The sequence below is a fragment of the Candidatus Endolissoclinum faulkneri L5 genome, from assembly GCF_000510265.1.
In the GTDB taxonomy this organism is placed as follows: Bacteria; Pseudomonadota; Alphaproteobacteria; order Thalassobaculales; family Thalassobaculaceae; genus Thalassobaculum; species Thalassobaculum faulkneri_A.
The window spans coordinates 309051-330571 of the sequence record NZ_CP006745.1 but is presented as its reverse complement, the minus strand read 5'-3'; the positions used below and the strand labels follow the sequence as shown (position 1 = coordinate 330571).

At 32.1% G+C, this 21521-nt stretch carries 12 protein-coding genes and 2 tRNA genes; 3 read left to right on the top strand and 11 right to left on the bottom strand.

Going from position 1 to position 21521, the window contains the following annotated elements; genetic code table 11:
* Window positions 1–1721: 1721 nt before the first annotated feature.
* From dapF to def, 4 genes are all read right to left on the bottom strand, one after another.
* A complete protein-coding gene (gene dapF / locus P856_RS01080) occupies window positions 1722–2564 on the bottom strand; it encodes a diaminopimelate epimerase (protein WP_025300332.1) in 843 nt (280 codons plus the stop codon).
* Between the two features lie 1889 nt (window positions 2565–4453).
* Window positions 4454–5209, bottom strand: coding sequence for a tRNA pseudouridine(38-40) synthase TruA (gene truA, locus P856_RS01075; protein ID WP_025300331.1), 756 nt, complete (start codon window positions 5207–5209; stop codon window positions 4454–4456).
* A gap of 12 nt (window positions 5210–5221) precedes the next feature.
* A complete protein-coding gene (fmt, locus tag P856_RS01070; protein ID WP_227028676.1) occupies window positions 5222–6160 on the bottom strand; it encodes a methionyl-tRNA formyltransferase in 939 nt (312 codons plus the stop codon).
* A gap of 14 nt (window positions 6161–6174) precedes the next feature.
* On the bottom strand, window positions 6175–6717 hold the full coding sequence (gene def / locus P856_RS01065; protein WP_025300329.1) for a peptide deformylase: 543 nt from the start codon (window positions 6715–6717) through the stop codon (window positions 6175–6177).
* A gap of 1490 nt (window positions 6718–8207) precedes the next feature.
* Here def and P856_RS01060 point away from each other — a divergent pair.
* Window positions 8208–9356 carry a DNA recombination protein RmuC gene (locus P856_RS01060; protein WP_025300328.1) on the top strand — a complete coding sequence of 383 codons (1149 nt, stop codon included), beginning with the start codon at window positions 8208–8210 and terminating at the stop codon, window positions 9354–9356.
* Between the two features lie 456 nt (window positions 9357–9812).
* Here the strand turns inward: P856_RS01060 and P856_RS01055 are convergent, their stop codons facing one another.
* The gene (locus P856_RS01055; protein ID WP_025300327.1) at window positions 9813–10571 is read right to left on the bottom strand and encodes a 3-deoxy-manno-octulosonate cytidylyltransferase; all 759 of its coding nucleotides are present in this window, start codon (window positions 10569–10571) and stop codon (window positions 9813–9815) included.
* A 930-nt stretch (window positions 10572–11501) separates the two neighbouring features.
* On the opposite strand from P856_RS01055, the gene P856_RS01050 reads away from it, so the two are divergent.
* A complete protein-coding gene (locus P856_RS01050; RefSeq protein WP_044214831.1) occupies window positions 11502–12311 on the top strand; it encodes an inositol monophosphatase family protein in 810 nt (269 codons plus the stop codon).
* Between the two features lie 568 nt (window positions 12312–12879).
* Here the strand turns inward: P856_RS01050 and rplI are convergent.
* The 6 genes from rplI to P856_RS01020 form a co-directional block, all read right to left on the bottom strand.
* The gene (gene rplI / locus P856_RS01045; protein ID WP_025300325.1) at window positions 12880–13362 is read right to left on the bottom strand and encodes a 50S ribosomal protein L9; all 483 of its coding nucleotides are present in this window, start codon (window positions 13360–13362) and stop codon (window positions 12880–12882) included.
* Between the two features lie 109 nt (window positions 13363–13471).
* A complete protein-coding gene (locus P856_RS01040) occupies window positions 13472–14398 on the bottom strand; it encodes a DUF2232 domain-containing protein (RefSeq protein ID WP_025300324.1) in 927 nt (308 codons plus the stop codon).
* 58 nt (window positions 14399–14456) lie between these two features.
* Window positions 14457–14711 carry a 30S ribosomal protein S18 gene (gene rpsR / locus P856_RS01035; RefSeq protein ID WP_025300323.1) on the bottom strand — a complete coding sequence of 85 codons (255 nt, stop codon included), beginning with the start codon at window positions 14709–14711 and terminating at the stop codon, window positions 14457–14459.
* Window positions 14711–15097, bottom strand: coding sequence for a 30S ribosomal protein S6 (gene rpsF / locus P856_RS01030; protein WP_025300322.1), 387 nt, complete (start codon window positions 15095–15097; stop codon window positions 14711–14713). The genes rpsR and rpsF overlap by 1 nt, the downstream gene beginning before the upstream one ends.
* Window positions 15098–16113: 1016 nt before the next feature.
* A tRNA-Thr gene (locus P856_RS01025) sits at window positions 16114–16189 on the bottom strand.
* A 3422-nt stretch (window positions 16190–19611) separates the two neighbouring features.
* Window positions 19612–19687: transfer RNA gene (locus P856_RS01020), tRNA-Ile, on the bottom strand.
* Between the two features lie 911 nt (window positions 19688–20598).
* Between P856_RS01020 and P856_RS01015 the strand changes: the two genes are divergently transcribed.
* The gene (locus P856_RS01015) at window positions 20599–21183 is read left to right on the top strand and encodes an SCO family protein (RefSeq protein WP_025300321.1); all 585 of its coding nucleotides are present in this window, start codon (window positions 20599–20601) and stop codon (window positions 21181–21183) included.
* Window positions 21184–21521 lie beyond the last annotated feature (338 nt).

Below are 21521 nucleotides of genomic sequence, written 5' to 3'. Positions count from 1 at the left end.
ATATCGATCCAACTCAGATATCCAGAAGCATACTTGATCAACTTACGCTGCAGGCAGCTTTAATAACAGTCTTGGTAATTACTATGAGGTATACTTTTAAGTATAATAAAAGTTTATTTACTGAACAACAAAAAATATGATTAATTGTTAGCATGCTAAATTAAGCGAAAAAGAAGACTTTTATTTTTAGCGTTAGAGTAAAAATATTCACTATTCATAGTAATGATTTGCTGCATAAAACATTCAAAAATAAATCCTTTTAAATATGCTTATCGTAGTAAAATAAAAAAGTTTGCTTACACCTAATTGATTATAAAGGAAATACATGCCTAGCAATTGACATACTCAATCTGCCAACCTGGGCAAAAATAATAATTCAAAATACCTAATAAACATTAGGGGGAGAATAATTACAATTGAAAAGAATTATTTCATATAAGCCATAGTATAAAAGTTTAGATTATTTTTTTTAAGCAAAAATCATCAAACCAGGCGAGCCAATGCTCTAACAAGTCATAGATTAATTATCTAAAAAATATACCTATAGATTAAATAGTAGCAATTATTTTATTAAATGATAATTTATAGCAATAATGAGTCTTCTAGTATAATGTATGAGGTAGCATAAGTAGTTTAAAATGGGCAATTTATTTAATATTTCGTTTAATCATAGAGGTATTTTACGTTAATTAATGCCCTAGGTAATTTAAATAAAATATTGCAGAGATCGATAAAAATTATGCAACGCGGCTGTTTACAATAATTAATAAAATACTTTGCTTAAAAAACCTAAGATTATTTTCTTTCTAGTTACGGAGAACCTAAAAATAAGCAGGCATTTAATGCCGCACAAATGCCGGCAACAACAAAATAAAAACCACAATACGATTAACAGTTATTCTCAATTAACTTGTGTAAGTAAAAATAAGCTAATAGCAATTATTAGGATTAAAAATAGGTAAAATCAAGTTTTTATTGCCTAATTATAAAGGGATAAGAAAATAATTAATAATATATTGACTTACATTTTTTTTAAATAAGTATTAAAACAATTACCCTATTATTAGAAGTATCTATTGATCAATGCATAAAGCAATTACAAAAATTAATTAGCTACTCAGCATCGAAAAATTATTTTATTTGTTAATATTTATTTGATATTTGATATGATGCAGTAATTGCAGTATACAAAGCGACAACAATACATTAGTATTACTCTAACCATTACTTTCAACTAATTATTGATATTTTAAATAATCGATAATTGCTTAGCGAACAAGCTTAGTAAATAAAAAAAATTATATTTAAGGATAACTGTTTACTTAAAATAATATTAAAAAATTTCACTATCGTTAGCGCCACAAACCCGCAATCTTAGCTATCAAATAGCGCCTTAAAAAATTAATTCCAAATACAATTTCCTCCCTAATTTTATTAGCTAAGTAATCGATTAGCTTGTGCAATTGGTAAAGTAGATTGCTTAGCACAATAAGCTAAGTAAAAACATTACGCCAGTAAGCAATCAAACATATCTAAATCAACCTCGTCAAAAATTTAACTAAAGAAGGATCTTCTATCTATTTATATTCCTCAAAAAGGAGAAACTTCTGGTAGTAACAAGATAAAATCATAAGGCATACGATACTAGCTTGAAAAACAATACAATATTTATTGCAATATATAAAATATTGCAATAATCTTTCTTTATTGAATGTTATATTTCAAGATTTAATGATAGAAAAATCGATTATTCCAAGAAAACTTATTGCAACTGGACCAGTCATATATACTTGTTCATCACTACCCCAAGTAATGTCCAATATGCCGCCGTCCTGTACGACGCTAGCAGAACGACCATTTATAACTCCACGCAAGATACCAGCCACCACAGTAGCACAAGCACCTGAACCACAAGCCTGTGTCATGCCAGCACCTCGCTCCCAAAAACGCACGCGCAACCTATTAGGTGATAAGACTTTCACAAACTCGACATTAGATCGCTTCGGAAATATTAAATTATTTTCAATTAAAGGACCAATACTAAGTAAATCTAAAATCTCAACATCGTCTACAAAGAAAACTGCATGAGGATTCCCTATATTCACCATGGTGGCTGGACCATACGATTCGGCACCTAACACAGTAACCTTTAGAGTGTCTGTTTCTACAGCAATTGGAATATCACTCCAATTAAAATTTGGCTTGCCCATACAAACAGTCACGCATTCATTAGATGAACGTGTACAAACTAAACTGCCATTCATAGTTTCCAGTACTATTTTGTTGACGTTATCCTCGTCCATTAGCAGAGAAGCTACACAGCGTATTCCATTACCGCAAGCTTCCGCCAGGGAGCCGTCGGAATTATGAATCTCCACATAGGCAAAACCTTTATCCTTTGGCGGCAAAATAGTAAGTAACTGATTGCAACCTACCCCACGGCAACGATCGCTCATTATATGAAACTGCTCTTGACTCAAAGCTACCTCTGATTTACGACCGTCCAAAACGATAAAATCATTACCTAGACCGTGCATTTTTATAAATGCTAATTCGTTAATCATAATTCTTCTTAATACTCAAACTTAAATTTACACATACCTAACCATTTATCTATTCTCCTGGAATAATTTACACTTCTAGCCAACAAAAAAGAAAATAATTTACAACTTTATCCTGCATGCGGCCAAAATTTTTTTCAAGATATCATAATCAATTTGATTGTTAACGAAAATACTAACAACAATAGAACATTATTAGCAAATAGTACAAATAAAAGGAACACAATAGTAAAATATTGCGCATAAAACATACTTCATATAGCAAGTTTAATGGATTAAATTTATCGTTTTGATTTATTTTAATCAGAATTACCCCACTGTGTGATAATACACTGCATTATGCCAAAAATTAGTCAAATAACTGCAAACAATTTAATGGTTAAAACAGAAATAAATAATTTTTTGTGACCAAAATAAACTTTTGTAAACTTGATTTATGTAGCTGTATTGCTCCGTTACTATAACGTAAATGGTTTTTACATCATAAACTACAATTGATGCCATATTTTATAGGTTAATTTGCATAAACTCAAGACTGATATTAACGTTCTTTTAGTTAAAAAAAAGACTGAGATTAAGCTAAAGAATAAGACTAATCCAAAAACAAATTCCACAGTTAGTGCTTTTTTGATAATCTATATCTCAAGCGGACAATCCTTGCAAGGATTGAACTGATTAATAGTCTTTACTAAAATAAAGCCATCTTCAGGTAAAAATTTTAATATAATTAACTACCATGATCTGCTTAAAACAGCAACTTTCACTAGTTCTACAAATAGATGATTAAGCTAACTAAGTAAATTGAACAACGCAAATGTATTTTTATAATACAGTTACGTTATATAAAATACTATTGTGAGAAATAAAAGAAAATCTACTATAGCTAGCCAAGACAAGCTAAGTGGGTTATTAATAGCGAAAAATAAAAAAGCACTAGAAATTTAGATAAAAAATTCGCTTATAGGCGCAGCAAGTACTGCATTTAAGAGAAAATGCCAAAATACTCAAATCGAGTAAAGTCAACTGTCTAATTAACAATTACTCCCGCTAGAGTATTCATCATAGTCAATTAATTAAGAAAGACATTTAATTTTTAAGCGTCAAAGACAACGAAGATACCTTGTTAACAAGCTAGAGGAAATAATAATCACAGTTATACACGTATAATTTAGCATAAATAATCCTGAAGAAAAAAACGCAACTGCGTGTACATCTTATAGATTAAACCCGCGTAAGTAAAAAGCTACTTATATGAATTTCAACAATAACGTTTTAGTAATAATAAATCAGCTCCAACAATAACCCAGATAAATCCGGATGATTTTTACTAAAAATTAAGCAAAAGCAAAGCTTGCCTAGTAACTAAGATTTACAAAATCTAACAAAAATATAATTAATTGCATAATTGCCTATTTTAAAATAAATTTAATCATTATCCGCTGAATTTAACTTAATAATATTAAGTAACTAGGATCATATTTTTATTGATGAGTATAACTAATAAATAAAATATTCACTAATTATAATGTAAATTTATTCGATAAGACCAATTTTATACTATTGGCTTATATAGTTAATAAAAGTAATAATCTATTTGTATGTATTCTCATAATTTATATCAATTAAAGCATTGATTGATTCTATTTAATAGATAAATAATCGTTAAGTTATTGTTTTTTAATTAAATTGTATCAAAATAAAAACTATAGGTATTTCCTGTATGTTCGTTATTATAGCATAGCTTACTATTCATATTATCTTAGCTAAATTTAAAAAAATCCTCCCTGATCATTACCAATTTCCTCGAACTAATTTACTAAATCAGTATTCAAAAATTTAGTTATAGTGTGTAGTATAGTAATGTACAAATCGTAAATCGCTAATAAATAGATTTAGTGTTCATCTGGATATTTGACGCTAGTTAGGTAAAGTCCTCCAGCTGGAGCAGTTGGACCAGCTGCAGAACGCTGACGCGCAGCAAGCACATCAGATACTTTACAAGAGGTCCATTTCCCTATGCCTACCAATGCGAGCGTGCCAACGATGTTGCGCATTTGATGATGAAGAAATGATCGAGAACGAGCAATAATGGAAATTCGATTTTCGCTTTCACGAAAAATATCCAATTGATCCAGGGTCTTTTCAGCGGATCTCGATTGACATTGTCTAGAACGGAAACTAGTAAAGTCGTGATGTCCAACCAGGCGTTGGGCAGCTTCCTGCATTGCATCCAAGAAGAGCGGAGTCTTTACGTGCCAAGCTAAACCACGATAAAGTGCTGTCGGTGCTCGTCGATTTAAAATTTCATAGCGATAACAACGTTCGACAGCAGAAAAGCGTGCATGAAAACTTTCTTTTACTTCTTCAGCTTCCACCACCACAATAGGTTCAGGACTAATTAAAGCGTTAATAGCCTTCATAATTCTTTGAGCGTCAAATTTATGGTTAGCTAACTGAACATGAGCAACCTGACCAGTAGCGTGCACTCCCCTGTCAGTTCGCCCAGCTCCAGCTACTTCCACGCGTTCACCTGAAAAATTAAATACGGCATTCTCCAAAAAATTTTGAATTGTAGGGCCATATAACTGACGTTGCCAGCCAATGTAGGGCCGTCCATCATATTCAATTTTTAGCTTAAAACGCGGCACAAATCAACACTCCTAATCCAATATACTTCCAGGCTTAATCGGAAAACCACGCAAAAAAGCTTCTACGTTTACTATTTTCTTTCCTGGTCTCTGCACAACGCTCGGCAAAAATATTCCATCACCGCAAGAGATCTTCAGTTCTGAATCTAGGACAGTACCAGGAAAATTAGTAATTCGTCCAACATTAAGCGTATTTGCCTCAAACACCTTAATAGACACACCATTATATCTAAAAAAAGCTCCTGGCCAAGGATTAAAAGCACGAACTAATCGCTCAAGCACTATAGCTGACAAGTGGAAATTAAGTCGGGCATCTTCACGATTTAACTTTTTGGCGTACGTTACCCCTTTTTCTAGCTGGGGTATACTAATCAGCTCGCCGTGTGCTAAAGCTTCAACTGCTAAAACGATAAGTTCCCCACCAAGGAGGCTTAATTCAGTTTCCAAGCTCTGAAAGGTACTCTGCCTCGTGATAGGCACCGTACCACTAATAAGCACATTACCAGTATCCAGCCCTAAATTCATCTGCATAATAGTAACGCCAGTTTTCGTATCACCAGCCAAGATTGCACGCTGAATAGGAGCAGCCCCACGCCACCTAGGCAACAAAGAAGCATGAACGTTAATACTACCGAGCCTTGGCGCACTCAAGATTTCCTTCGGCAATATCAATCCGTAAGCTGCAACCACAAGAAGATCAAGGCCAAGAGAAAAAAAAATCTCCTGTTCAAGCGGATCGCGCAAACTACATGGTGTACGCACAGATATCCCTAGCTTAATCGCAGCATCTTCAATCGAAGTTAATTTTTTTTTTATGCAACCACCCCTAGAGCGAGAGGACGGTACATAAACGCAAACGATATCATGACCAACATCAACCAAGGAACGAAGAATCCGAACTGAAAAATCTGAACTCCCCATCATGGCTATTGTTAATGGGGGATAATTCATTGATATCATCACAATCAAGCAGTAGCTATGTTGGATTGTCTATTTTCGCGCGCGATTTTTTTTACTTTAATCATCTTTTTAAGAAAGATATTTCTTTTTAAGGTGGAAACATTGTCAACTAAAAGTATGCCATTAATATGGTCAATCTCATGCTGCAAGCAAATTGCTAGTAGTCCTTCGGCATTAATTTGTCGCTTATTACCATTACGATCAGTATAACTCACCCTTATAGCAGCCGAACGCTCTACATCCGTATAAAAGTCAGGCAACGATAAGCAGCCTTCCTCATAGACAATATTCTCGCATGATCTCCAAATTATCTCGGGATTTGCTAAGCACAGCGGAGCTTGTTGATCATCTTTTTTAGAAATATCTAGGACAATAACACGCTTGGTTACACCAACCTGCGGGGCAGCAAGACCGATGCCCGGTGCAGCATACATGGTTTCAAGCATGTCTTCCATCAGACTAATAATCTTCTTGTCCACAGATGCAACAGGAGTGCAATTAACCTTTAGAATAGGATCTGGTGCCCAGATTATTGACTGTTTTGCCATGTTAATATACCTGTCTGACAGTATGATCAAAATCAACCCATATAAACTTTAGTTACTATATCAAGAATATGATAACTACTGTCAGATACCGTGAAATTATAAATTTATTAAAGTTTATAAGGCATTTTAATAAGCTTAATAGCAATAGTTATCCAAAATTCATGGAATGCAAGTAAAATTAATATCGAATTTAATGCCAAACGTCAAGTAATTTGCTCATTGTAGTAAAATAAGACACAAGGATAAAATTATAAAAATATGAAGATTATTGGTATATTTTTTCAACTTAATTACGGCTAATCATAAAGTTTTATAATTTATTAAAAGTTATAAACACGTATCTACCTAAAATACTTGATTATTATCAAATTAACCTGTAAATTTGCAGAAATTTTATGCCTTGATCTATTTCCAATACTAATGTTTACTAATATTAGTAATAAGTAAATTTCTTAAAGATATCATCAGAGCAATAATCGTAAAAAAGAAGCTAACTGCATGACAATATCTAAACTGCGACCTAATATAAGCTAAAATATAGTTTTAGCAGTTAGTAACTCGGTATTTATTTTATGTAAAAAATTATACACTAATCTTACTGTACAAATTAAAAAACGTAGGTTTAACTTATTTGACAACATCACTTGATGTTGTCAAATAAGTTAGCCATAATTAACAATTATCTAACCAACAACAGAATTAATTGCATTCGATGGCCTGATGCTACTTGAGAAAACAATTTACTTTGCCCAAGGTTCTATATCAAAATGCATAAAAATAAAATTTTCTTATGAATCTTGTTTTAGGTTAAACTAACAGTGCATCTGTTATTTATAATTAACGTATATTATTGATAAATTTATTGAGTAAAGCAAAATAGCTTATTTTTCAATTAAAAAAAACTTTCCCGATTGTTACAGGCGAACAATATAGAGAAAATATTTCAAAAAAAATTTTTTTGTTATAAGTTGTTAAAAGATAATCTATTATCAGACATTATAAAAATTTTAATCTTAATCTAGAACTGCATTTACTACCTTTAGTAAAAGTTACTCATGCTAGTTATAGTTTATAAGACTTAATACAGTAAGATGTACATTACCTTAAATCACTAATAATCACTTTGGAGATCTGGTCTTTGCATTATAAAACAAACATACTACTGCAAATATCAAGATCTAAATACATAATATCAAGTCAATCATTAATTTTTGTCTAAACAATACAAGTAGATATAGGCAGCCTACAAGATTTCATTATCTTGTTAACATTATCATCTCATAGTATTATACAATATGAGCAATATAATGGTTAATCATAAAGCTTTTCCTAATAAAATTAAAGAATTTTAATTAGCATATAACCATGCAATAAAGAATAATAATGATATTTAGCATAGCATTAAATTAAATGTACTGTCATGGGGTGCTCTTAGTTAACTGCTGATAAATATTAAAATTTCATTAAAAATTAAATTTTAAACATAAAGCATGACAGAAATAAATATTATTTTACTAGTAACTGTTATTGCAGGTATCTTAATCGTAACTTACTTTATTCTAGGGCAGAATGCTCGTTCAAAAAAAGATGAACAACAGCAAACTTTAACAGAGCGTATATCGGCTAGCCAAGAGCAACTCTCAGGCCGCATAGCTCAAATTGCCGATAGTCAAATCACCTCCCAAGCGCGCATAGCAGAAGCCCTTCAGATCCAAGAACGCGAAATCTCAAATAAATTAGACAAACGACTAAATGATATGAACAGATGGATCAGCGAAGACATAGAAAAATCATCAAAATCAACCGAATCAACCATTGGTAATTTAAAGGAGCGGTTAGCTATAATTGATCGCGCTCAGAAAAATATTACAGATTTATCAAGTCAAGTAGATGAATTACAATCTATACTTTCAAACAAACAGGCTCGCGGTGCATTTGGAGAAATCCAACTTAAAGATCTAATCACTCAGACATTGCCACCAAGCGTTTATAGTTTTCAGGCTTCCTTAGGCAACAATTTTCGGGTTGATTGCCTGCTAAATCTACCAAATCCACCAGGCGTAATTGCTATCGACGCTAAATTTCCGTTAGAAGCATATTATTTGCTCCAAGCGTCCAAAAAGGATGATGAGCGCGCAGCTGCACGTCGGCGTTTAGCTCAAGAAGTTAGCGTACATTTACGAGCTATAGCTGAAAAATACATTTTACCCGGTAAAACTGCAGAATCAGCGCTGATGTTTTTGCCTTCTGAAGCTGTATATACGGAGCTGCACTCAAATCTACCAAACGTAGTGCAGGAAGCCTTTCGTCGTCGAGTATGGATCGTATCACCAACTACTTTGATGGCTACGCTCAACACAGTACGTGCAATACTGAAAGATGCTTCCATGCGAGAGCAAGCTAATGTAATACAAGATGAGGTTCACAAGCTATTAGATGACATAATACGACTAGACGAACGTGTATGCAAGCTTGATAGGCATTTTATGCAAACAATCGACGATATTCGCCAAATTAGAATTTCTACCGAAAAAGTTACAAAGCGCAGCGAGCGTATTCAAGAGCTGGAACTAGAGCAACCAAACGTTGCTGGAGATTCAGGTATGAACAAAACAACATTAGCTACTATTAAAGATTAATTTTCTTCTATTCATATTATTGAAAAATAAAATTTTCAGACTGAAAAAAATTTTATCATAATTAAGATACTTAGTAGTAAAATCCTTTATTGATTAACCGCGAGATCAAAATTAAAAACATTATATAAAACGATAATAATAGTCACTTAGTAGTATAATTATTTTGTTATTCTTATGATGTCGGGCTAATCTAATGTTAGAATTGCTGGATTAGTTTTTAAGCGAAATGATCTTCGTTCTCGAAAAAGAGAATTCTACCTAAGCTTATATTAAATAAATCATATACGCTCAACAATATATTCTTTTCGTGTTGATGCAAATGCTTCTTATATTGATGCGTAAATAGGATTACTAAAAACATACCCAATATATGCAAATTATTCTAAAGATCTATGATCTTTGTAACTATGAAGAGCAATTACTTATGTAATTAAAGATTATTTTAAATAATTAATATTAATTAATAGCACTTTTTTTTATCACATGCCCAAGAGCGCGGATTTGATCAAGTTCGCGTTGAGTGTCAACGCTAAGAGGAACTGTTTCCACTCGAGCAACTTCTATACGCATTCCCGCTTCAATAGCTCGAAGCTGTTCTAAGCGCTCGCTAAGTTCCAATGGTGACTGCGGTAAGGTAACGAATCTCTCAAGCGAAGCTCGACGATAGCTATAAAGGCCTATATGATGAAATACTTCACTATCACCCCAAGGAATTGGGTACTTAGAAAAGTATAACGCCCTACCGAACAATCCATTAGCCTCCCATGAGGTTACTACTTTGTTAACACCACTAGTTGGGTCGAAATGATCCGGATCTGTAATTGCACTGGCTGCTGTTCCCCAGTCAGCGTTCGATATTCGAACTAAAGCTCTAATAGTCGCATGCACAATTTTACTTTCAAAAATAGGCATATCGCCCTGGATATTAATGATCACATCATAAATACCATCCGGATCAATTTTGCCTAAAGCTTGATGAATTCGATCGGTTCCTGAAGGTAAGCTAGGATCAGTCATTACAACGCGTCCACCAGCCTGCACTATCACGTCCTCGATTGCTTGATCTCCAGCAGCAACTACTACAGGGCCGATATCAGCCTCCTGAGCGTTGCGCAATACCTGGAGAATCATCGGCATTCCGTTAATATCGGCAAGTACTTTCTGCGGTAGGCGCGACGAGTTTAACCGAGCAGGAATAAGCAAGATTGGATTCATCTAAGAGCAAATGCTTTACTATTTCGGGCCACAAAATAATCTTAGATTCATATTATATAAATATTCCATGCAATATTTAAGCAAAAAAAACATAACGTAGAAAATTATCGATTAAAATGTACCAATTTACAAATATCTTCAATCATCTAAGATGCGTGATGCAATTTTTATCTACAATAGCCGTATAATAACAAAAAATTTCTATGAAGTTAATCTGTTTAATAAATAAAGTGAAAGATGACAACAAAGCTTAAACGCTGCAATACCTTTGCTAGAAATCAACTAAACATATTAAGATGATATGTTAGATAAATTAGCCTGCTGATAATTATGTTAAGCTAAAAATATTAATCGCATACAATTTTATCTAGAAAAATTAAACAAAAGTAAGGATTTATTTAAAGGATAAAATTGTTATTAACATTTCTATATTATCTTTTAGTATAATTGCTTCTTAAATAACTAATTAATATTTAAATATTACAGAAATGCTAAGCCGAAGAATGGGGAAAAATAAACAAATAAATATTTTTGGTCTCGTAGATTCAACAATTGGCTGCTAATATATTTAAATATGATTTAGTTGGATGCAAGTATCATTAGGACATAGGCCTAATAATTACTCATTACACAATACTGTAAAAAATTTTACAAATATTTTTTAGCTTTTAGAGTTTATTACTATGAAAACGATTTTTTTTGAATATACAGCAGAGCATATGATCCTATGGGCGAATCTATCGAGTCTCCCCAATAATAAGCAGCTGCATATCACGGACAGAAAATATCTAGTCTTCTATTAGTATAAGATATGTTTTGCTCACTCTTTAGACAATTTGCTCAGAGATAAAGAGATTTATAAATAAAAAATTAAAAAGCTTTTAGAAAAAATCTTAAATTTTTAAGAATTTAGCACTTGTGGTAAATTTTATGCTTAAAGCAGCAATGGATTTTGCAATCGAATTAGCAAACGCGGCTCGTCCTATCATTATACAATATTTCCGTACCCCAAATATTGTTGACATAAAATACGATAATACCCCAGTGACCATAGCTGACCGTAGGATCGAAAAGATCATGAGAGCAATGATTGAAGATAAGTTTCCTGATCACGGTATCGCTAGCGAGGAATTTGCTCCAAAGAATCTGGATGCTGAATATGTGTGGTCGCTTGACCCAATTGACGGAACAAAAGCATTTATTGCAGGTCGTCCAAGCTTTGGCACTATGATAGGATTGCTACATATGGGCAACCCAATACTGGGGTTAATTGACTGCCCGATTTTAAACGAGCGATGGATTGGTGGCCCCGAAGTTACCACCACAATAAATGGGAATAAATTAATGTCCTTGGTTCACAAAACACTTGATCAGGCTATTTTAACTGTTACTTCACCAGATATGTTTAATTGCTTAGATGCTGAAATATTTAACGCATTGAAATCAAAATGCAAGCTTACATTGTTTAGCGGAGATTGCCACAATTTTTGTTTGTTAGCATTTGGTACTATTGATCTAGTTGTAGAATCAAACCTCAAAGATTACGACTATCTTGCCCCATCCGCTATAATTACTGGCGCTGGCGGTTTGCTAACAGATTGGAGTGGTCTTCCGGTAAAACTCGGATCTACTACACACATCGTAGCTGCTCGTAATCATTCTTTGCACTCTGCTGCAGTTAAGATCCTTTCAACAAAGGAGATAAAAAGTAAGGCTTTTAGCTCTTATCAACAGAGTTGAAGATATATTGAGTTATTTCAGACCTTTAATTTTTTTTATTACTGCATTATTTTTTTTAACTCAATTTTTTTAAGTAAGATAAAATTATGCTTTAATCAAATCTAAATAATGTCCAATTTTATAATTGCCAACTTCCGCCAACACCAAAGGTCAAAAATTAAACTACTTTTAAAATAATACAATCTCTCTCAGAGGTTATATTTATGCTCTATTGATTAACAATAAAAATTACTTTTATATCACAAAAGATTTGTTGAATAAATATACGATACGTCAATCAACTGCATATCTAAGAACAAATTTCAAATTAATTAATTGGGTTATACAACTTGATCGCATGCTAGTATGAACAACAACAACTAATAAACAATCATTATATAAATCATTAGCTATTAAGCGGGCTATGCAAAAAGCATCAATGTTGCAGAAATTCTCCCAAAGAAATAATACATGAATTCAATCGTTGATCATGAATTGGAATAATATAGCATCTACAAGATATCCAATTTGGAGTACAAAAATAAAATTATTAATTAAATATTTTTACTAATAAAAGATCAAACTATATTTATTTGCTATGCGCTTTTAGCTGGCTAATAGCTTCATCCTGAGAACGGGCAATATTAACAGTTACATTAACTGTTACTTCCGGGTGTAAAATAATACGCACTAGCTCTACCCCAAGTCCTTTCAAAGCTTTATCCAATTTGACCTGGTGGCGATGTATTTTGATACCAGCCTCAGTAATTGCATCAGATATATCACGAGCTGATACTGAGCCGTAAAGATTTCCAGTATCACTAGCTGCACGAACTAAAGTAACAGCCATATTTTTTAGGATTATTAAAGTTTCTTCTGCCTTAGCTTTACGCTCACGATTATCAGCCTCAAGCTGAGCACGACGTTCCTCAAAAAGCTTTACATTGCAATGATCAGCACGTAAAGCTTTTTTTTGCGGTATTAGGTAGTTACGTGCATATCCACTTTTAACTGACACTAAATCGCCCATTTGACCGAGGCTATCAATTTTTTCCAGCAAAATAACTTCCATAATCTTATTCCTTAATCTTGATTGCTCTTACGCACCTCCGTTGATTTTCTTACATTAGGTCTATAGCCTTGTGAAGCAAACAGCTCACCAATTACTCCTCCGTGACAATTCATTCCTGAGTAGGAGACCTAGTATGACGACGAAAATCAAAAATCACATCCAGAGCCCCTATCAACACAATAATTGCTGCCGTCACCCAATTAAAAATTAGTAGCAAAGTATAGGCCCCGCTAAGCCAAAATCTACCATTAGTGCTACATCGTGCAAAAGCGTGTACAACACCAAGCCCAGTAAATAAAAAAATCATTAATACAACTAGAACCATATTTTTAGCAGCAAAACCAACGCCATGAGGTAAGTAAGCCAAAGTTAACACCGCTAAAAATATAAAAATAATCCAGCGTGGAATCCGCAAATCAGCGATGTCTGGTGTAGAAAAAATTGCTTTTCCAAATTGGCGTAAAGCAAACTGCGCCAAAACAGCACTAACTGTTGTTGCCATCACCCAGCCAGCAGCGCTGAAAGCCGGAAATAAACCAGCTAATGCAGACAGTATGTCGTGTAGCTCATTTGCGGTAATTGGTAATTGTCCATCTTTATTCGCATAAAGCAAAATTTTCTCGTATATTCGCTGCAATTCATTGGCGATTACTCCCTGCATGCCATTAGGACTACCTGATAAATACACACCAGCTAAAGCTATCATCCCGCAAGCATAAGCAATCAACGTAAACAGTAAAACCATTGGATGACTACCGCTTCGTTCTATCTGCCAAATCATTAAAGCAGTTGGAATACCAGTTAGTATCGCATGATAAACTGCGGGTTCTATGCCTAACGAAAATACTAATGAAAAAAAAGCAGAAGCAGCTGTCGTTACGCCCAGAAATGCACCGTATGCTAGTCCTATCAAAAAAATCGGCAAAGAGGTTAGAGATAACTGAAGAACAGCAAATAAAGGTGAAGGATGAACAGCAACAGCCATCAGAGCACTAGCTGTCGCCGCCATTCCAACTTTTAGCCAATCATAATTCATCAATGACTGCCGTCGTGTCAGAACGTTCCAGAATGCTATTAGATACCAATCTAATACTCTAAGTTATTACGAACGGCAAAAGCGCTATGTTACGAGCACGTTTAATAGCACAAGCTAACTCACGCTGCTTTTTGGCCGATATAGCGGTAATTCTGCTTGGTACAATCTTACCTCGCTCGGAAATAAAACGAGAGAGCAGCTTAACGTCCTTGTAGTCAATATCTGGTGCGTTAGTTCCAGATAATGGACAAGACTTCCTACGCCGCACGAAAGGCCGACGCACAGCTGCACGAACAATCTGTAATTTGCTCATTATGTATCTCTTTTGCTAAAATATTCACGTTCACGTCGCTCTCCGCGGCCACGATCACGATTAGATTTAATACACATCATAATAGAAGGGCCTTCCTCAAAGCGTTTAATCTTGATAGTTATATAACGAAGCACGTCTTCATTCAAGCGCATTAAACGTTCCATCTCAGTTACTGCCTCGAAAGGTGCATCTAAATTAAAGAGTACATAATGGCCCTTCCGATTTTTATTCACTTTGTAGGCGAGCGTGCGTAAACCCCAATACTCACGCTTATTGACTTTTCCGCCCAAAGCAGTCACCACGTCAGCAAACTGATTTGTCAGATGTTCCACTTGGGCGGATGAAACATCCTGACGTGCGATAAAAACGCTTTCATAATATCCCATCCTTAACTCCTTAAGTGGATATCACAACCGAAGCCATCACCCGCCCCTTAGGAAAGGGCTAATTGATGCAACATAATTTAAACTAAATACGGCGGCCAATAGCTATAAGCTCTATTAGGATTCCAAACTGCCGATAATAGCCATTACAATACGTAAAATTCCACCACAAGCAAGGGTTTTTTTAAAAATTATGAAGAAGGCTATTAGAGAAAAGCACAACTGCACGTAACAATAGTATCTCAATTACCCTTAAGTAATGCTTGAATTTAGATATTCATCATCGATTAATTAAAAATTAATAGATGAGAATTGTGCATGCGAGTAATCAATCAACAAACATTTTAAAGATTATCATGACATAAATATTTTATTCTGTGCAATAACTATTCGAATAACTAATATTTATTATAAAAATAACCCGCGTAATTATTTAGCTAGTAACTATATTTTACATAAAACTTTATATTTAGCTACATTAAAAAATTAACTATCTGTTGATAAATAAAATTCTTTTAGTCTAGAGCTAATTTTTTTAATTAATCTAATAAACTTCGTCTAAAAATAGTGCAAACATACTATAAGATTCTACATGTACGTTTACAATATACTTTATATTACCTACTAATTAAATATTACCTACTAATTAACCAGCACTGTTATGTAAAATAAAAATTATGCTATGTTTAAACAGCTTAATAGGCAAATATTCGCTTATTAAAAATCAATTAAAAATTTGAGTATAAAACTAAATTAACTAAAATCTTGAATGAAATAGCCATCCTACTCTGCTTAATCAGAGCAATTTATATCCTTAATATAACCCAAATTGCTTATAGCGCACCAATTGTTTTTTACAAAAGCTTTTGTGTATCTTAACACATTTAACGGTAACGCGATATCAATAAGATTGATAATGTATTACAAGCTATTAACAGTTAAGTACAATAGATTATTACTTATGCAGCAAAATTTACCTGTGCATAATATAAAGAATTACCGACAGCACACAACTATTTTGGTGCCGACAGCAGGACTTGAACCCGCGACCCTCTGATTACAAATCAGATGCTCTTCCAGCTGAGCTATGTCGGCGCACGAAGTAGCATTTGTTAGATAGATTAAGGGATATTATTAGATTTGACACAACATTAAAGAAAATACGTGTCTAACACAAATATCCGTTAAAGAAATTTACATGCAAAATGCAGTAGCGTCTCTGAATTCATGTTGGTCAAAGCAATTTACTTTATTTTAAATAATTTAAAAAAATTATATTCGCCGCCCCTTAATTAAGGAATATCACAAGAAAATACTTAAATACTTCTCTACCCAGAGTACCGGTGATGAATATTATCATTTTCACTACATATGTGTATGATTTTTACTTACAAAAATACATGACTATACTTATTTAATCTATCCCATGCTCTTGCATTCTTTTATTCGCCGTTACCCAAAAAAACGGCAATTTCCACTAAATAAACAATTCGGGCTGTAGAATAGGAGCGAATTTTATTCCAATTTTATAACATAAAAAACGCTATTAGCATCTAAGAGTTGCTTTATAGGCTATTTAATCAAATATTGGCTTAAAATAGTACACTACACCATATTAACAAACGGTCCGTATCTAAAAATAGATAGCATCTGAGACTTGATATATTAAAGTAGAAAAAACATTAAGCGTGCGCTTAATGTTTTTTCTTGCGTTTTTCTGTATTCTTCATGGTGCAAATGCTGTATAGGAGGTTATTATAATTTTTTATAATACTTCTAGATACTAATACATTGACTATAATTAAAGAGGAGAAAATTTTGTCAAGTTATAGTGGATATGCTGCTTAGCTCAACAAGTGGTTTTCCATAACTAGCAATAAGATGAGCTTATCTTCGTTAATAAGCAAATAGATTATAGTCTATTGTAGAGATTTAAACAGAGTAAATGTCATCTAGCTATCGTGTAAAACAGCGAAAAATTCTATTCGACAACAAAATTTACTTTGTTATCGTAAATAAAAAAACCGCATGATGAGAAGCTAAGCAAATTATAATAATTACTGCTTTATAAAATATATCCTTCCTATCATTATAGTGCTTGAAAGGTCTCGATAAAACTCATCTGCGAATTGTTAGCTTTTGGGTTATTTGATTCATTGCTTATAACCAGTAAAATTTATTAAACACTTATTGTATTTCAAATAATTATTTGATAATTACACCCTAACTTTATCATAAGCAAGATGAAGTTTATTATATCAATATTATTGATAAGCGACCCTACTAAAAACGTTAAATAATCATTACTAATCGACTAAATTGTATAAATTACAATAAAAATTTTCTTTTTATTGACCTAGTATCCTCAATATTTTCTGTTTTCATAAAATTTAATCTGCTTCAATAAGCAAGCAAAAGCTGCAGAAACTCTAGTATCTTAAACTTTTGTTGCTCAAATATTTTTTGATGTAATTCCAAGTACTAATAAATTGCAAAATACATTATGCTAAATCAGTTAAAAATTTATAATTATCAAATTAATGTAAAGGTACAAAAATTATAAACTAAGAGTAATTTAAGGATAGTATATTACCTTGACCTAAAATAAAATCAAATAAATAGCTGGAATCAAATCAACAAACAGATATTTGATATCTTAATACTATGGCATAGTATTTGCTTCCATACGTCTGAAATATTAGACGCTCTAACATATTAAAAATCTATAAAATACGATGTTTAGTTATAATAAAATGCACTAATTTCACCTTTCTAATAATAAAGATTAGGTTAACTTTGCACTGTAATACATTAATCAAATGTCGTTTGAGGGAAAATAATGAAAAAATATTAAAATATTTACTAAATACAATAATTAGCAAAAAACTTTTTATCGGTAGAATTGAAAAATAAAGTGAAATTGTCGGTAATAACAATCATTTACACAAATGTTATTTAATTCCAGGTATCATTAAAAAACTAAAAATTTTCATTCAAAATCCAAAGCATATCTAAAAGAATTTGATGCATTTAGCTCAACTGCCTAGACAAAAATAAAAAATTAGCTTTGCGTAATCTTTTACAAAGATTAGCTTGATAATTTTCACAACTAATGAAAATCAAAAGATTTGATATTATCATATCGCTCTACTATACAACCTAGTACTACTAAAGTATACAATCTAGACCAGTAAAGAAAAAACTATTGTTTTGTGTTGAAAAAATCTCTCATCTTTGCTTAAGAAGCAAGCGCCGTAACGAAGGAAACAATTTAAAGAGTTTTTCTTCGAAAGAAGAGTTTAATAGAGTGTCATATGTAAGCGTTAATGCGTAATTATCCTAAGTTAAGCAGCATGAATTGGATAATTTTTGTTATAATAAGCGCTAATTTGTACTATAATTTAAATATTATTTTCCTAAAAGCGCAATTAAAGGAGATAGCCTTTTAATCTTTTTATAAATTTAACGAATAATTAGTACTCTACTTTACTTAATTTAAGATATCTTTAAATTAATTTCTATATTTTTAATTGATTGTCTGTTAAACACCTGTAAAGTAAGTCTTACTTTAATTTTTACATCAAGTTGATAAAGTAGTTGTCTTTGGAGTTTTTAAAATCTTAAAAATACTAGATATAATTAAAAATTTGTCTGACACAGATTAACTATAGTATCATTTTATATAAGCTATTGATTCTTATAATAACAACCTAACACTATTTTTCGCTAATCTATGAGCGTTCAGTCGAACTATCTATAAATTTACCGAATCGCTTATTAATTAATTGCACACTGGCAAATAACTTAAATAAAACAATTAAGTTAAGTATTTTAATTGTTTTCAAAATGCAAAACAGCAATGCATTTATTCTCCACTAAAATAAAAAATTTAGCTATAAACTTAAAACAAATAGCGACAATTTGACAGAAGAATTTCATAGCTCAACATAAACTTCTGCACACTTTAATACGGTGGATAGAATCTTTTTAGAAAGTGCTAAGAGAATAATAATTCTTAGCTCATAATACTTTAACTCGATTCAAATAATTTTTAGCTAGAGGTAATGCTGATCTTTTTAATGTCCTTAAGTATCATTTTATACAATATTAAAATATACTAATCCTTTAGCCTGGATATTGATGAAATAAACAAAAACACATGATTGTTACTCATATCTAAAGTAATGGATAGCATCAGTTAATGGTTATTAGGGAAGTAACATTAATTATTCTATTATGCTATGATTAATTATAGCACTTCATTTCAAAATTCAATAATTACAAGGATATTATTAATCAGATTAACTCCCAGTTAAATATTTTTACGGGTCGACAAATAAAACCCACGTGCAAATGATACTAAGCAATATTAGGATTATATACAGCAACTTCGCATGGCATTTAAATTTTCAATTAGATCACAACTAGCAAAATAATTTTCAAGCTTAAATTACTAATAGTCATCAATATTCAGCGTTTTGAATCATTTAGTTTGTCTATTAAGAGTTTAATTAAAATGGTGGGCCCGACAGGATTCGAACCTGTGACAACACCGTTATGAGCGGCGCGTTCTGACCACTGAACTACGGGCCCTTCTTCAGTTGTGCTAAAAACCTCAGTTTTATAACTATCGTTAATCTTTCGTATTTTATCTACATTCCCACATGTACTTATTTTACAACTTTTGTTCAATCAGCAAGATTGATAATCATAATAACAAATCACCTCAATTGGAATTTTTTGTAAATAAAATTTTTTTAATAAATGCTTTATCATAAATCCTTAAAAGATAATGGCCTTAAGTAGATTTTACATTTAAAATATAAACCTACCATTGTACATGCTCCCTTAATACCATTAATGACTTAATCTTCTTTAGATAATGACTTAATCTTCTTTAGAAGGATTCTATTTTCAGCGCAAAATATTCAATTAATCAATATCTACGTTACAATTGGTAAATTTTTAAGATCATTTTAATTAATAAGATCATTTTAATTAATAAAATATTCTAAGATATACAGCATTAAATTATTTTGAATTTTTCTGATTAAAATTGTTCGACAACACGCAATTATTTTTAATAATAAATTATTGGAACTTTTTTATAGATAAGCTATGAGACAATATACGACGTAAAGATTAACTATTAAATAATCTATAACTACTATATAAATAATCTATAACTAACGAATGCTTAAAAATATTAAGTAATAAACTTGTTGAGATAATAGATTTATGATTATAAATCAGTTAGTTGTCGACTTATAAAAAATAAAGGTTTTATCTACTGCTTATAAAATTAAGGTGCGGAAACTATTTTATTTTTTAAGGTACGGAAACTATTTTATTTTTAGTTCAAGAAACATAATAAGTGTAGCAATCAGCTAATAAGTTAAGCTTGTAATGAGTTGTGTTCACTCCATTCACTAGCTTTACACATAATGATTTACTAATAATTTTTACTGAATAATTATTATTTCGGAATTTAGGAAAGTTGTCTAATGTCCTCCCGAATTTTGTTTTTTATCATCAGTTTACTCGCCATGACAATAATAGGAACTGTTACAGCAGGATATCATATTTGGCAAGCAAGAGATGGGCAGATCAATATAGGTGGGAGCCTAAGATTAATTGATCATACCGGGAAACAAGTATCTGAAAATACCTATAAAGGCACTTGGCAGATAGTATTGTTTGGCTATACTTTCTGTCCTGATATTTGTCCCACTAATCTGATGGTAATTACAAAGGCGCTCAACAAACTTGGTCCATTGGCTGATAAAGTAACACCAATTTTTATTACAATCGACCCACAACGCGATACTGTTAAGCAATTGGCTAGTTATCACGAGTATTTTCACCCTAGATTTGCGATGCTAACCGGCACACCGCAACAAATTGCTAAAGTGGCCAAGGATTTCCGAGTATACTATAATAAAACCGAAAATGAAGCTGGTTCAGAATATTTGATAGATCACTCGTCTATCACTTATTTGCTTGATCCAAAAGGCAATTATGTAACCTATTTTAGTCACGGAACTAATCCTGATATTATGACGGAAACTTTAAGAAAATATATCCATTAATGACCGAGTTTATTATTAATGGCCTAGTTTATTATAATTTTAGGAATAATGGCCTAGTTTATTATAATTTTAGGAGATTTTGAGATGATTTTTTTTGGATTGAGTTATACAATGAACTCTTTCTACAATAATAGATAAGCTTGTACAATTATTATTGTAATAAATATATTGATGGTTGAATAATAAACGTACTTACTTATGAGTTTAGTTAAGTGCAGCTAATTTTTGTAAACAATTAAGTCTAAATTTTAAATGCTATGCTTCGATCTCTGAGTCTCTTTCCGGGCAAAGGAACTATCTAAAAAAACTTTTATCAAAGTTGCTTGCTGTCGAAGACA

What these genes read in the sequence shown, in the direction of transcription:
- P856_RS01060 (WP_025300328.1), top strand. Translation starts at nt 8,208, where the DNA reads ATGACAGAAATAAATATTATTTTACTAGTAACTGTTATTGCAGGTATC.
- P856_RS01055 (WP_025300327.1), bottom strand. Translation starts at nt 10,571, where the DNA reads ATGAATCCAATCTTGCTTATTCCTGCTCGGTTAAACTCGTCGCGCCTA.
- rplI (WP_025300325.1), bottom strand. Translation starts at nt 13,362, where the DNA reads ATGGAAGTTATTTTGCTGGAAAAAATTGATAGCCTCGGTCAAATGGGC.
- P856_RS01050 (WP_044214831.1), top strand. Translation starts at nt 11,502, where the DNA reads ATGCTTAAAGCAGCAATGGATTTTGCAATCGAATTAGCAAACGCGGCT.
- rpsR (WP_025300323.1), bottom strand. Translation starts at nt 14,711, where the DNA reads ATGAGCAAATTACAGATTGTTCGTGCAGCTGTGCGTCGGCCTTTCGTG.
- fmt (WP_227028676.1), bottom strand. Translation starts at nt 6,160, where the DNA reads ATGAATTATCCCCCATTAACAATAGCCATGATGGGGAGTTCAGATTTT.
- P856_RS01015 (WP_025300321.1), top strand. Translation starts at nt 20,599, where the DNA reads ATGTCCTCCCGAATTTTGTTTTTTATCATCAGTTTACTCGCCATGACA.
- dapF (WP_025300332.1), bottom strand. Translation starts at nt 2,564, where the DNA reads ATGATTAACGAATTAGCATTTATAAAAATGCACGGTCTAGGTAATGAT.
- P856_RS01040 (WP_025300324.1), bottom strand. Translation starts at nt 14,398, where the DNA reads ATGAATTATGATTGGCTAAAAGTTGGAATGGCGGCGACAGCTAGTGCT.
- def (WP_025300329.1), bottom strand. Translation starts at nt 6,717, where the DNA reads ATGGCAAAACAGTCAATAATCTGGGCACCAGATCCTATTCTAAAGGTT.
- rpsF (WP_025300322.1), bottom strand. Translation starts at nt 15,097, where the DNA reads ATGGGATATTATGAAAGCGTTTTTATCGCACGTCAGGATGTTTCATCC.